Genomic DNA, 12,518 nt, shown 5'->3' on the forward strand with positions numbered 1-12,518 from the left:
GCGCCGAGAGTAACAGCTTTGAAAGGGGTCGCCTAGAGGCCGAAATGGGCCGACAGGTCACAAAAATGACTCAATGAAAACTTCAGGTCATTTTTAGAGTAATTATACGAAATGTCGCAAATCCGCCTGAAAGCCCTGACCTAGAGGGGTCTGTGGAAGTGAACCTGACCTGCGATGGCGTCGACTCTGTGGGAAACTGTCGTCCAGGCTGACACAATCGCGGGACAAGTCACACGGCACACCGCCGCTCTTACTTTCAGGCGATGTCCCGCAATTCCCGACGCAGGATCTTGCCCACCGGGGTCATCGGCAGCGACTCGCGCAATACAATGTGCTTGGGCACCTTGTAGCCGGTGAAGTTGGCTTTGCAGAATGCCTTCAGCTCGTCCACGCTCACCCCGCCCGCGCGCGATACCACAAACAACTTCACCGCTTCGCCAGTACGCTCATCCGGCACGCCGATCACCGCGCAGCTGGCCACTTGCGGATGCCCCATCACCACATCCTCGATCTCGTTGGGATACACGTTGAAGCCCGAGACGATGATCATGTCCTTCTTGCGGTCGACGATCCGGGTATAACCATCTGGGTCAATGACCGCGATGTCGCCGGTCTTCAGCCAGCCCTCCCCATCCAGCACCTCATCGGTGGCCCCAGGCTGCCGCCAATAGCCCTTCATCACTTGCGGGCCTTTGATACACAGTTCGCCGCGCTCACCCAAAGGTTGCTCAAGGCCGTCGTCGTCGATCACCTTGAACGCGGTGCCAGGCACCGGAATCCCCACCGTTCCAAGGCGCGCCAGTTGGCCATAGGGGTTGGTGCTGGCCGCCGGCGAGGTCTCGGTCAGCCCATAGCCTTCAACGATGCGGCAACCCGTGAGCGCCTCCCAGCGCTCGGCGGTGGCCTTGACCAGGGCGGTGCCGCCAGAATTGGTGATTTTCAGTGCAGAGAAATCCAGCGTTTTGAACCCCGGGTTATCCATAAGGGCGACGAACAGCGTATTCAGGCCTACCAACGCCGAGAACCGCCACTTGCCCAGTTCCTTGATGAACCCCGGAATGTCGCGGGGGTTGGTGATCAGCACATTGTGGTTGCCGGTCACCATCATGCACATGCAGTTCGCGGTAAACGCGTAGATGTGGTAAAGCGGCAGCGGCGCGATCATCACCTCCTGCCCTTGCTTGATCAGCGGCTGGCCATCTGGCCCGTGCTGGCCGAAACAGGCCAGTACCTGAAGCATGTTGGCCACCAGATTGCCATGGGTGAGCATGGCCCCCTTGGCCAGGCCCGTGGTCCCGCCGGTGTACTGCAGCACCGCGACATCGTCGAGTGTCTGCGCCACCGCCTGGTGACCGAGACGTTGCCCCTGGCGCAGGACGTGCTTGAACGACACCGCCTGGGGCAAATGGTAGGCCGGCACCATTTTCTTCAGCTTGTCGACCACGGTGTTGATCAGCCAGCCCTTGGCCGTCGGCAGCAAGTCGCCCATCTTCGCTTCGATCAGGTACTCGATGCCGGTGTCGGGCAGCACCTCCTGAACGCGCTTGCCAAACATGTTCAGGTACACCAGCGCGCGAGCGCCGGAGTCCTTGAACTGGTGGCGCATCTCGCGCTCGGTGTACAACGGGTTGGTGTTGACCACCACCAGCCCGGCGCGCAAGGCGCCGAAAACGGCTATCGGGTATTGCAGAACGTTGGGCATCTGCACCGCGATGCGGTCGCCCGGCACCAGGTCGGTGTGCTGCTGCAACCAGCCGGCGAAGGCCGCCGAGTAACGGTCGAGGTCCGCGTAGCTCAGGGTGACGCCGAGGTTGCTGTATGCCGGCCGGTCGGCGAAGCGCTTGCAGGAGCGCTCGAAAACGTCGACGACTGACGTATAGGCATTCATGTCAATGGTGGAAGGCACGCCCGCCGGGCGCTTGTCGTTCCAGAAATCGGCTTGCATTTATTGTTGTTCCTCTACCGGGACGTCCCTGACCTGATCGCCTGATGGCAAAAAGGTGTTCAGCCGACGTTAGCAGCTCTGTCGAGGGTGGCAAATACGCCAAGTGCCGCCATTAACATTGTGAATCTCTTTTCTGCCCTTCCTGCAATCGGGCGCTTTGCGCATACACTGTTGGCGAACCTCCGCGCGCAAGGATCCGCCATGCCCCATGACGCCTTCTGGCTCCCCGCCAGCGAGCATTGCAGCCTCCATGTTCATCAATGGCTGCCCTCCACACCGCTCAAGGCCGTGGTGTTGCTGGCCCACGGCATGGCAGAACATGCCGGGCGCTACCAGCGCCTGGGGCATGCGCTCAACGCTGCCGGCTACGGACTCCTCGCCCCCGACCTGCGCGGACATGGACGTACCGCCGAGCTGGGGAGCCTGGGCCTGTTCGCCCGCCATAATGGCTGGAATGCCGTAGTCAACGACCTTGGGCTATTGGCCCAGCACGTCGGCCAGCAGTTCCCGGGCACCCCGCTATTCCTGTTCGGCCACAGCATGGGCAGCTACATCGCCCAGGCCTACCTGCTCCACCACAGCGCCAGCCTGCAAGGCGCGATCCTCAGCGGCTCGAACTTCCAGCCGGTGGCACTGTACCGGGCCGCGCGCCTGATCGCCCGCTTCGAAGCCTGGCGCCAAGGCCCCCTGGGCAAGAGCGCGCTGATCGACTGGCTGTCGTTCGGCTCGTTCAACAAGGCTTTCAAACCCAACCGCACGGCATTTGACTGGCTCAGCCGCGATGCCGAGGAAGTGGACAAGTACATCGCCGACCCCTTGTGCGGCTTTCGTTGCAGCAACCAGCTGTGGCTCGACCTGCTGCAGGGGCTGGCGCAGATCAGCCAGCCCAGGCATCTCGGGCAGATCGACCCGAACCTGCCCATCCTGGTGATCGGCGGCGAATGTGATCCGGTGAGTGCCGGCAAGCGTCTCACCCATCTGGCCGACGCCCTGCGCGCGACCGGCAACCGTCATGTACAGTTGCGCATCTACCCCGGCGCACGCCACGAAGTGCTCAACGAAACCCATCGCGACGAGGTCACCGCCGAGATCATCGGCTGGCTGGAGCAGGCGCTGGCCCTTGGCCGCCCTGCCCGCAGTGAATGATCGGCCACCTCGCCCGCCCCACAAGGAAGCCTCGATGACCCAGGTCACCAACACCCCTTACGAAGCCCTCGAAGTCGGCCAGAAAGCTGAGTACAAGAAGTCTGTCGAAGAGCGCGACATCCAGCTGTTCGCCGCCATGTCCGGTGACCACAACCCGGTGCACCTGGACGCCGAATTCGCCGCCAAGAGCATGTTCCGCGAGCGCATCGCCCATGGCATGTTCAGTGGCGCGTTGATCAGCGCAGCTGTCGCCTGCACCCTGCCTGGCCCGGGCACCATCTACCTGGGCCAGCAGATGAGCTTCCAGAAGCCGGTGAAGATCGGCGATGAGCTGACCGTGCGCCTGGAAATTCTCGAGAAGCTGCCCAAGTTCAAGGTGCGCATCGCCACCAATGTGTACAACCAGAACGATGAGCTTGTCGTCAGTGGCGAGGCCGAGATCCTCGCGCCGCGCAAGCAGCAGACGGTCGAGCTGGTCAGCCCGCCGAACTTTGTCGCCAGCTGATTCACCTAGCTGGCCATCGCGGGCACGCTGGCGATAGCTCAGCCCAGTTCGCGTAACCGCCGTTCGATATGCCGCCGTTCCGGCCCCTGGCGGGTGAGCGTCAGCGCTTGCTGCCAGGCATCCCGGGCCTGATCGAGGTTGCCCAGCTGCCGGTGCAGTTCGGCGCGCGCGGCATGGGCCAGGTGATAATCACCCAGCTCGCCGCGCTGCAGGATTGCCTCCACCGCCTGCAACCCCACCTGCGCGCCGTCCCGCCTGGCCAGCGCCGCCGCCCGATTCAGCTCCACCACCGCTGATGGCCAGTGGCGCTGCAGCACATCGTACAGGCCGATGATCTCGTCCCAATCCGTGGCCTCGGCGCAAGGCGCTTCGGCATGCACCGCGGCTATGGCCGCCTGCACGGTATACGGCCCGAAGTCGCGACTGCGCAATGCCTGCTGGACCAGCTGGCTGCCCTCATCGATCTGCCCGCGATCCCACAGGCTGCGATCCTGCTCATCCAGCAGCACCAGCTCGCCATCGGCGGTGCTGCGCGCCCTCTGCCGCGATGCCTGCAGCAGCATCAGCGCCAGCAGGCCATGCACTTCGGCATCGGGCAGCAACTGGGCCACAAGGCGCCCCAGGCGGATCGCCTCATCGGTCAGCTCGCGGGTGGTGACATCTTCGCCCGCCGAGGCCGAATAGCCTTCGTTGAACACCAGGTAGATGACCCGCAGCACGCTTTCCAGGCGCTCGGGCAGCTCGCTCAGCTCCGGCACCTGATAGGGAATCTTCGCATCGCGGATCTTGGCCTTGGCACGCACGATGCGCTGGGCGATGGTGGCCGGGCTTTGCAGGAAGGCACGGGCGATCTGCTCGGTGGTCAGGTCACACACCTCGCGCAGGGTCAGCGGTACCTGGGCGTCAGAGGCCAGTGCCGGGTGGCAGCAGGTAAAGATCAGCCGCAGACGGTCATCGGCCAGCAACGTCTGCTCGCCCGGATCGTCGGCTTCGCGTTCGAGCAACATGATCAGGTCGGCCTGGGAGCGGTCGAAACGGGCACTTCGGCGCAGCGCATCGATGGCCTTGAAGCGGCCGACAGACACCAGCCAGGCCCGCGGATTGTCGGGGATACCATCGCGCTGCCAGCGCTGCACGGCAATGAAGAAGGCATCGTGCATGGCCTCCTCGGCCAGGTCGAAGTCCCCCAGCAGGCGGATGAGGGTCGCCAGGATCCGCCGCGAATCACGGCGGTAGACAGCCTCCACCTCCTGGCGGACTTGCGCTTCCCCCACCATCAATCGGGCTTTCCCTGGTGACTCATGCGGCTTTTCTCCCGTTGCGTCAGGGCTGCAGTTCACGCACCGGCCGAACCTCGACGCTGCCCACCCGGGCTGCCGGGATGCCCTTGGCGATGTTCAGCGCCTCGTTGAGGTCACGGGCGTCGACCAGGTAGAAACCGGCCAGTTGCTCCTTGGTCTCGGCGAACGGCCCATCGGTCAGGCTCATGCGACCGGCGCGTACACGTACCGTGGTGGCCGTTTGCACAGGCTTGAGCGCCTCGGCGGCGAGCATGCGCCCGCTGCCCTGGATGGATTCGGCGTAGGCCATGCATTCGGCGTCTTCGGGGCTGTCGGGCAGGCTGTGCAACAGCGCTTCATCACAATAGACCAGGCACAGGTATTTCATGATCGTCTCCAGCAGGTCGGCTCGGTGCGGTGGGCGATGAGCGGTATCAGGGCTTGAGGTCGAACAAGGCTTTTTGCGTTTCCATGTCGAACGGCGCCGACCAATGCTCGTGGATCACTTGCCATTGACCGCCGCTGCGCCGATAGCCGACCGTGGCGCGCATGAAACCGCACTGGCTTTCGTCGTCGCCCGGGCCACAGCGGTTGAGCCAATGGGCCAGGGCCAGGTCGCCGTCGGCGTATACCTTCAGCTCTGCCAGTTCGAAGACCATCGGCCCCGTGCACATGCCCATGCACATTTCCCAGTGTGCACGGTAGGCGGCCTTGCCCTTGAATTGCAGGGCCTGGATGGCATCGAAGGCGAGAATGTCGTCGGCATAGGGTGCCACGATACGGTCCACGTCGCGCTCGCGCACGGCCTGCATCCACTGTTCGATCAATTGACGAAGTTCAGTTTCGGCTGCGCTGTTCATCGGTGCTTCCTCCCAGCGTTCAACAATGATTGGCGCCGGTGCATTCCGGCGCCTTCACCCATGGTCGAACGGGAAAATGGAGAATCGACAACCCGATGAGAAAAAAGTCAGCAGCACAGAATCTCCAGAATAATCAGACCGGTACTGCCAGGATGAATTCGCGGTAACCGGAAAGCACCACGTAACCGGCGAAATAGCAGAAGATCGCCGCCGACAACAGGTACGACCAAGTCAGCAGGCGATCGCCAAGCAGTCGCCCGCCATGACTGGCGATACCGCACAACGAGACACACCAGAGCAGCCCGGCGGCAAAGAAGCCACCGAGGAACAGGCCCGCATCCAGCGCGCTGCCGGCGCCGGAGCGGGAGATCAGCACGCCGCCGACTGCGGCAAACCAGAGAATCGCGCTGGGCGATGACATGGCCAGGAAGATCCCGCGCAGGAACTCACGCCAGCCTGATTCGACCACTACCTGGCCACGCGACTCCAGGTGCCCGCCGCGCCACGCCGCCAGCAGCATCTTCACCGCGAACCACGCCAATAACGCGGAGCCCCCCAGCCACAACGTCCAACGCACGCTTTCGAACTGCAGCAAAACGGTCATGCCGGCCAGGGCCGCAATGGCGTAGATGAGATCGCCGACGCAGGTCCCCAGCCCAAGCCAGAAGCCCTGAAGAAACCCCCGCTGCATGGCCAGGGTAATCATGGCGATGTTGGCCAAGCCGATGTCCAGGCACAGGGACAGGCTGAGGAGGAAACCATTGGAAAAGGGCATGGCAGGCTCGACTGCGGACGAAAGTCAGCGATTGAACCTGAATGCCCCCTGGCGGTACAGGAGGAATTTGCAGGTCAGGCCATCGCCGCCTGCTCGAAGACCTCGTCGGCCCATTGGTTCAGGCTCTTGCCGGCTACCCTGGCGGCAAGGCTGGCGGCAGCGTGCACTTCTGGGCGGATGCGCAACATGACCTTGCCCGAGGCCGGTTTTTCGGGAGTGACGCCCTGTTCGGCGCAATCGGCCAGGTAGTCGTCGAGTGCCTCACGGAACGCCTCGTGCAACGCAGGCACGGCGCTGGCGTGGAAGCTGATGATGTCCCGCAGGCCGAGCACGCGGCCGACGAAAATATCGTCACGCGCGTCGTACTCGATGCGGGCGGCATACCCTTTGTATCGCATGCAGCTCATGGTCGGACTCCCGCCCGCAGCAGGAACTCGCGGGCCTCTTCTATCTGATATCGCCTGGCGTCCTTGCCAGGATGGGGGCGGTAGCAGCGCCAGCACTGCTCGCCCAACAGCATCTTGACCCTGGAACCCTGCCGTTCCAGCACCTGGCCGCCAAGATGCAGCACCAGAGCCTCGATTTCGGCGAACGGCAATGTGGGTGTGGTCGGGGCTCTGAAGATGCTGTCCAGAATCTTGCGATATCGAGTGTTCATCGGAAAATGCTATCAAATAAAGATAGCACTTCCTTTCGACACTTTCATACAGGATCTTTCGTCCCCATCAACACCTGCGCATAGCGCCCGCGATCCACGTTCGCGCCACTGAGAACCACCGCCACCCGCTTGCCCGCCTGACGCCCACGCTCCTGCATCAGTGCAGCCAGGGCGGCGGCGCCGGCACCTTCGGCGGTGTTGTGGGTGGTTTCGTGGTAGAGGCGCATGGCTTCGGCGATCGCCTCGTCGCTCACCCGCACGATGCGTGCAGCATGCTCGCGTACCAGGGCAAAGGCGTCGGGATGCGGCACGCGGCAGGCCATGCCGTCGGCGAAGGTATCGGCGCTGGCGGTGGTGACGATGCGCCCCAGCTCGAAACTCTGGGCATAAGCGTCTGCCGCAGTGGATACCACGCCGACGATTTCAGTGGACAACCCAAGCAGGTTGCGCGCCTGGATCAGCCCACAGATGCCCGACCCCATGCCGATCGGCACGTACACGCAATCCAGGTCGGTCACCGCCTCGAACAGCTCCAGGGCGTAGGTGGCCACGCCACGCACCAGTTCCGGATGGAACGAGGGAACCATGGCAAAGCCCCGCGCATCGGCCAGGCGCGCCGCCTCTTCCCGGGCCACGTCGAAGTCCACGCCATGCTCCACCAGCTCCGCGCCCAGGGCGCGCATGGCTGCGTTCTTCTCCCGTGAATTGCCCTCCGGCACCACGATCACCAGCGGCAAACCAGCCTGGCGCGCCGCCAGGGCCATGCTCTGGCCGTGATTGCCGCGCGTGGCGGTAACCAGGCCACGGGGGACTGCGCCACTAGCCAACAGCGAGCGGACATAGACCAGCCCGCCGCGCACCTTGAAGGCCCCCGTGGGCGCATGGTTCTCGTGCTTGACCCACAGCTGGCAACCCAGCCGCTCGGCCAGCAGCGGCCAGGCGTGCTGTGGGGTCGGCGGCACGTGCTGGTGAACGAAAGCGGCGGCTTCGCGCAGGGCGGGCAAGTCGAACATGGCGAACGTCCTTCATCGGTATGGGGTTGAACCGATCCTAAGCGCCGGGCATTGTATGGATCCAAATAAATATTGCATGGGTAGCAATTTCGTGTGGATTCCGAGCCTCCCGGCCAACGACCAGCCGCGCTACCAGGCACTGGTCGAGGCCATCGCCAACGCCATCGAACAGGGTGAACTGAAGGTCGGTGAACGCCTGCCCCCGCAACGCCGCCTCGCCTGGGCGCTGGGCCTGAACCCGAGCACCACGCAGCAGGCCTACCGAGAAGCAGCCGCGCGGCACCTGGTGTCCGGGGAGGTGGGACGCGGTACCTATGTGCTGGCCAGCAGCAAGGAAGCGACGCTGTTTCGCCTCAAGCAACCCAGCCGCCAGCACCCAGTGATCGATCTGTCGACCAATGTGCCGGTGGCCGATCCCTGCAATCTCGACCTCGAGCACAGCCTGCGCAGGCTGCTCGAACAGGGCGATACCGCCTTGCTCGACCATTACCTGGGGCCCGAGCAGTTGCTGCTGGGGCGGATCGAGGGGGCGCGCTGGCTGGGCAACCGCGGTCTGGACCTGGCGCCAGAGGACGTGCTGCTTTGCGGGGGCGCCCAGCAGGCGCTGACCCTGGTGTTGCAGTCGTTGTGCCAGGCGGGCGAGCCAGTGATGGTCGAGGCGTTGACCGCCCCGGGCATCAAGGCGGCCTGTCGCCAGTTGCGCCTGCCCGTGCACGGCGTGGCCCTGGATGAGCAAGGCCTGCTTCCGGAAGAACTGGACCGTGTGGTCCGCGCGAGCGGCGCGCGGGTATTGGTCACCACCCCTACCCTGCACAACCCGACCGCCGCGTGCATGGGCGAGGCCCGGCGCCTGGCGCTGGCGCAAGTCGCCAGGCGCCACCAACTGCTGGTCATCGAGGATGACGTGTATGGCGCCTTGACCGACCGGCCACCCCTCTACCCCTTGCTCGAAGGCCGTGGCGTGCTGATCAGCAGCCTGTCCAAGACCGTCGCCGCCGGCTTGCGCCTGGGCTGGATCGTGGCCCGGCCAGCATTGCTGGAGCAGATCGACCCCTATGCCCAGGCCACCCACTGGTCGGTGTCGCCGCTGAACCTGCGCATCGCCTGCCAATGGATCGCGGATGGCACCGCCGCACGGCGGCTGGCCTGGCAACGGGAGGAACTGGGCGAACGCTGGCGCCTGGCGCGGGCGGTGCTGGGCGAGGCGCTGCCCGCCGAGGGCGTGCCGTCGCCGCACATCTGGCTGGCCACGCCTGGAGACGCCCAGGCGCTGGTTGCGCGGTGTCGGGAACACGGGGTGGAGATCGTGCCGGCCAGCGTCTTCGCGGTAGGCACCGACAGCGTCAGGGCCGTGCGGATCAGCCTGTCGGCGGCGCACAGCCGGGCACAGTTGAAGCAAGGACTGGAACTGGTGGGAGCGGGCTTGAGCCGCGATTGCACGTGATACTCAGCTGAACGCCATCGCGGGGCAAGCCCGTTCCCACGAACCTTGTCTCGGCCACGCGGCTCAATTCAGCCGGCAACCCTCACCCAATGCACGGTACTGGAGGGTATGGACCTGCCCTTGATGATCCTCGTAGGTCATGGTGGCGGGCACCACTTCGCAGACGTTGGGGATCGTCGACAGGCTGATCACGCGCTTGATGTCGAGGTTGGTGGAATAGTCGTACTGCTCGACCACGGGCTGGGTGTCTGCGGTCTTGGCCTGGTCCGCAAAGGCGAACGGGGACATACCGACCAATGCAAGAATCAGTAAGGCTTTCATGGGTGTCGACCTTGATGGCTATCAAGCTGATCGCGTGACTTCTGACGCCGTCAATGGCCCGGAGAAGTTGTCATCGACTGCGAAGATGACACGAAGTACCGATCCCGCTTTATCGTACTGCCGGGGGGATGAGTGAAAGTCTACTCCCCGCCTGAAATAGTTGAACCCCGGAGTCGGACATTCACCCTTGCCGCATTTGCAACAATCTGCGACAAAGCACCGATGAATTCCTGCCTGAGATTGCCACACCGCGTGAACCAAGCATGCTCCCTCTGACCTGCACTCGCCTTCCCCCAACCCAGCGCCGCCTGCTGGACCATTTCTACCGCCAGCACGGCTCGCGCATGCGCGCCGCCGGTGAAGGCGAGCAATGGGTGGCGCGTACCGCAGAAATAATCGGTGGGATGAACCTGACGCCCATCGGTGGCGATCACTGGCTGACCGGCCTGTTCGTTGCCCCGCAGTGGCGCGGCCAGCAGATCGCATCCCGGCTGATTGACGCGGCGCTGGCCGAAAGCAACGCTGCGACCTGGCTGTTCTGCCACCCGGATTTGGCGCCCTTCTACCAACGCTTGGCCTTCACACCGACAACCACCCTGCCCGAGGCCCTGGCCTCACGCCTGGCCCGCTACCAGCGCAGCAAGGCGCTGCTGGCGATGAGGCGGGGTTAGTCGTCGGCCACGTCGAGCCCGGGGAACAGCACCTCGGTATAGCCGAACTTGCTGAAGTCCTGGATGCGCGAAGGATACAAACGGCCAATCAGGTGGTCGCACTCATGCTGCACCACCCGGGCATGGAAGCCGTCGGCAAAGCGGTTGATCGGGTTGCCCTGCGGATCGATGCCCGAATAGCTGATGTGCTTGTAGCGCGGCACCACGCCACGTAGGCCGGGCACCGACAGGCAACCCTCCCAGCCGTCCTCGACCTCCGGGGCCAGCGGCGTGATCACTGGGTTGAGCAGAATGGTCCGTGGCACCGGCTCGGCGTCCGGGTAACGCTCGCTGCGCTCGAAGCCGAAGATCACCAGTTGCAGGTCGATGCCGATCTGCGGCGCGGCCAGGCCGACACCGCCGACATGGGCCATGGTCTCGAACATGTCGTCGATCAGTTGCGCAAGCTCCGGGCTGCCGATCATGTGCTCGGGAACCGGCGGGGCGATGCGCAGCAGGCGTTCATCGCCCATCTTGAGAATGTCGCGGATCATCAGGTATTCGGCTCGCGGGTCTGGGGTTCGGATGTCACCGGGTGCTCATGGCCGAGCACGGTGATGCTCTGTTGCGGGTTGTCCTCCTCGAATTCCTTTTCGCCGGGGTTCTTGCCCTCGGCCGACATGTGCTCGATCACCGCGTTCATCTCGGCGCCCAGCAGCAGCACTGCAGCGGAGATGTAGAAGTACAGCAACAGCACGATGATCGCCCCGATACTGCCATACATGGCGTTGTAGTCGGCAAAGGTCTTCACGTAGTAGGCAAAGCCCAGCGAGGCGACGATCCACACCACCACCGCCAGCACCGAACCTGGGGTGATGAAACGGAATTTCTGCTTCACGTCGGGCATCACGTAGTAGATCAGCGCCACCGCCACCATCATCAGAATGATGATCGCCGGCCAGCGCAGGATGGTCCAGACGATGACGACCGCCTCCTCCAGCCCGACCTGGGAAGCGATCCACTCCATTACCTGCGGCCCCAGCACCATCAGCGCCGCCGCGGCCAGAAGCATGCCGGCGATGCCGACGGTATAGATGACCGACAGCGGAATGCGCTTCCACACCGGCCGCCCCTCGGGCACGTCGTAGGCCGCGTTCATCGCGCTCATCATCAGGCGCACGCCCGCCGAGGCAGTCCACAAGGCAATCACGATACCCACCGACAGCAGCCCGCCCTTAGACTGCTGCAACTGGTCGATCACCGGGTTGACCTGCTCCAGGGCCTGGGGCGGCAGCACCAGTTCCGACTGCAGGCGCAGCCAGGAGAAGAAGTCCGGGAGATGCAGGAAACCGATCAGGGCGATCAGGAACAGCAGGAAGGGGAACAGCGAGAACAGCATCTGGTAGGCCAGCGCGGAGGCATAGGTGGACATCTCGTCATCGAGGAACTCCTTGACGGTGCGCACCAACACGCGGTGCAGGGGCAGGCCGCGCAGGTCGGGGAAAATCATAGCGTCTCCTTTCGCCGCTTGATCGGAATGGCAATGCTGCAAGTCTAATAGACCAGGCGGCGGGCGTGCTGTTCGCTTGTACCTTGTGCACAGTCCAAAGCAAGCGCGGGGCAAGCCCGCCCCCATCTTGCGGGAGCGGGCTTGCCCCGCGGCCAGGCTGCGGCGATCAAGGTTTCTTCACGGCATCCTTGACCTTGCCCACGGCCTGTTGCGCCTCGCCTTTCAGTTCCTGGGCCTTGCCCTCGGCGCGCAGCTTGTCATTGTCGGTCACCTTGCCGACGCCCTGCTTGATGTTACCCACGGCCTCGTTGGCCAGGCCCTTCGCTTTGTCCTTGGTGCCACTCATGGGATGTCTCCTCGGGGGAAAGACACGGGAAATCGTGTCGACATCTGATCGACCCAAGGCCATTG

16 protein-coding genes are annotated in these 12,518 nt (G+C 64.0%); 4 read left to right on the forward strand and 12 right to left on the reverse strand.

Features of this window, described 5'->3' with window-relative positions; genetic code table 11:
* Positions 1-256 precede the first annotated feature (256 nt).
* On the reverse strand, positions 257-1,945 hold the full coding sequence (fadD2, locus tag BMY03_RS01100) for a long-chain-fatty-acid--CoA ligase FadD2 (RefSeq protein WP_094010033.1): 1,689 nt from the start codon (positions 1,943-1,945) through the stop codon (positions 257-259).
* Positions 1,946-2,146: 201 nt separating this feature from the next.
* On the opposite strand from fadD2, the gene BMY03_RS01105 reads away from it, so the two are divergent.
* Together BMY03_RS01105 and BMY03_RS01110 are read left to right on the forward strand one after the other, a co-directional pair.
* Positions 2,147-3,091: an alpha/beta hydrolase gene (locus BMY03_RS01105; protein WP_094010034.1), complete on the forward strand. Its 945-nt coding sequence runs from the start codon at positions 2,147-2,149 to the stop codon at positions 3,089-3,091.
* A 34-nt stretch (positions 3,092-3,125) separates the two neighbouring features.
* The gene (locus tag BMY03_RS01110) at positions 3,126-3,596 is read left to right on the forward strand and encodes a MaoC family dehydratase (RefSeq protein WP_023631542.1); all 471 of its coding nucleotides are present in this window, start codon (positions 3,126-3,128) and stop codon (positions 3,594-3,596) included.
* A 38-nt stretch (positions 3,597-3,634) separates the two neighbouring features.
* On the opposite strand, the gene BMY03_RS01115 is transcribed toward BMY03_RS01110, so the two are convergent.
* From BMY03_RS01115 to BMY03_RS01145, 7 genes are all read right to left on the reverse strand, one after another.
* Positions 3,635-4,873: an RNA polymerase sigma factor gene (locus BMY03_RS01115; RefSeq protein ID WP_038705617.1), complete on the reverse strand. Its 1,239-nt coding sequence runs from the start codon at positions 4,871-4,873 to the stop codon at positions 3,635-3,637.
* Between the two features lie 46 nt (positions 4,874-4,919).
* Entirely contained in the window at positions 4,920-5,264 is a 345-nt protein-coding gene (locus BMY03_RS01120) for a YciI family protein (RefSeq protein ID WP_023631072.1), read from the reverse strand.
* Between the two features lie 46 nt (positions 5,265-5,310).
* The gene (locus BMY03_RS01125) at positions 5,311-5,736 is read right to left on the reverse strand and encodes a YybH family protein (protein WP_023631071.1); all 426 of its coding nucleotides are present in this window, start codon (positions 5,734-5,736) and stop codon (positions 5,311-5,313) included.
* Positions 5,737-5,869: 133 nt separating this feature from the next.
* On the reverse strand, positions 5,870-6,511 hold the full coding sequence (locus BMY03_RS01130) for a LysE family translocator (protein ID WP_094010035.1): 642 nt from the start codon (positions 6,509-6,511) through the stop codon (positions 5,870-5,872).
* A 74-nt stretch (positions 6,512-6,585) separates the two neighbouring features.
* The gene (locus BMY03_RS01135) at positions 6,586-6,918 is read right to left on the reverse strand and encodes a type II toxin-antitoxin system HicB family antitoxin (protein WP_023631069.1); all 333 of its coding nucleotides are present in this window, start codon (positions 6,916-6,918) and stop codon (positions 6,586-6,588) included.
* Entirely contained in the window at positions 6,915-7,169 is a 255-nt protein-coding gene (locus BMY03_RS01140) for a type II toxin-antitoxin system HicA family toxin (protein WP_094010036.1), read from the reverse strand. Before BMY03_RS01140 ends, BMY03_RS01135 begins: the two co-directional genes overlap by 4 nt.
* Positions 7,170-7,213: 44 nt before the next feature.
* Positions 7,214-8,182, reverse strand: a complete 969-nt coding sequence (locus BMY03_RS01145) for a threonine dehydratase (RefSeq protein ID WP_038705616.1) — start codon at positions 8,180-8,182, stop codon at positions 7,214-7,216.
* Between the two features lie 76 nt (positions 8,183-8,258).
* Here BMY03_RS01145 and BMY03_RS01150 point away from each other — a divergent pair, with 76 nt between their 5' ends.
* Positions 8,259-9,626 carry an aminotransferase-like domain-containing protein gene (locus BMY03_RS01150; protein ID WP_237750130.1) on the forward strand — a complete coding sequence of 456 codons (1,368 nt, stop codon included), beginning with the start codon at positions 8,259-8,261 and terminating at the stop codon, positions 9,624-9,626.
* Positions 9,627-9,689: 63 nt separating this feature from the next.
* Here the strand turns inward: BMY03_RS01150 and BMY03_RS01155 are convergent, their stop codons facing one another.
* A complete protein-coding gene (locus BMY03_RS01155; RefSeq protein ID WP_023629531.1) occupies positions 9,690-9,947 on the reverse strand; it encodes a DUF2790 domain-containing protein in 258 nt (85 codons plus the stop codon).
* Positions 9,948-10,210: 263 nt separating this feature from the next.
* On the opposite strand from BMY03_RS01155, the gene BMY03_RS01160 reads away from it, so the two are divergent.
* Positions 10,211-10,618, forward strand: a complete 408-nt coding sequence (locus BMY03_RS01160) for a GNAT family N-acetyltransferase (protein ID WP_177182872.1) — start codon at positions 10,211-10,213, stop codon at positions 10,616-10,618.
* On the opposite strand, the gene def is transcribed toward BMY03_RS01160, so the two are convergent.
* From def to BMY03_RS01175, 3 genes are all read right to left on the reverse strand, one after another.
* A complete protein-coding gene (gene def / locus BMY03_RS01165; protein ID WP_094010037.1) occupies positions 10,615-11,151 on the reverse strand; it encodes a peptide deformylase in 537 nt (178 codons plus the stop codon). The genes BMY03_RS01160 and def overlap by 4 nt on opposite strands.
* Positions 11,151-12,107: a YihY/virulence factor BrkB family protein gene (locus BMY03_RS01170; RefSeq protein ID WP_023629532.1), complete on the reverse strand. Its 957-nt coding sequence runs from the start codon at positions 12,105-12,107 to the stop codon at positions 11,151-11,153. Before BMY03_RS01170 ends, def begins: the two co-directional genes overlap by 1 nt.
* 166 nt (positions 12,108-12,273) lie before the next feature.
* Positions 12,274-12,453, reverse strand: a complete 180-nt coding sequence (locus BMY03_RS01175; protein ID WP_023629533.1) for a CsbD family protein — start codon at positions 12,451-12,453, stop codon at positions 12,274-12,276.
* Between the last annotated feature and the right edge of the window lie 65 nt (positions 12,454-12,518).

The organism is Pseudomonas soli (assembly GCF_900110655.1).
In the GTDB taxonomy this organism is placed as follows: Bacteria; Pseudomonadota; Gammaproteobacteria; order Pseudomonadales; family Pseudomonadaceae; genus Aquipseudomonas; species Aquipseudomonas soli.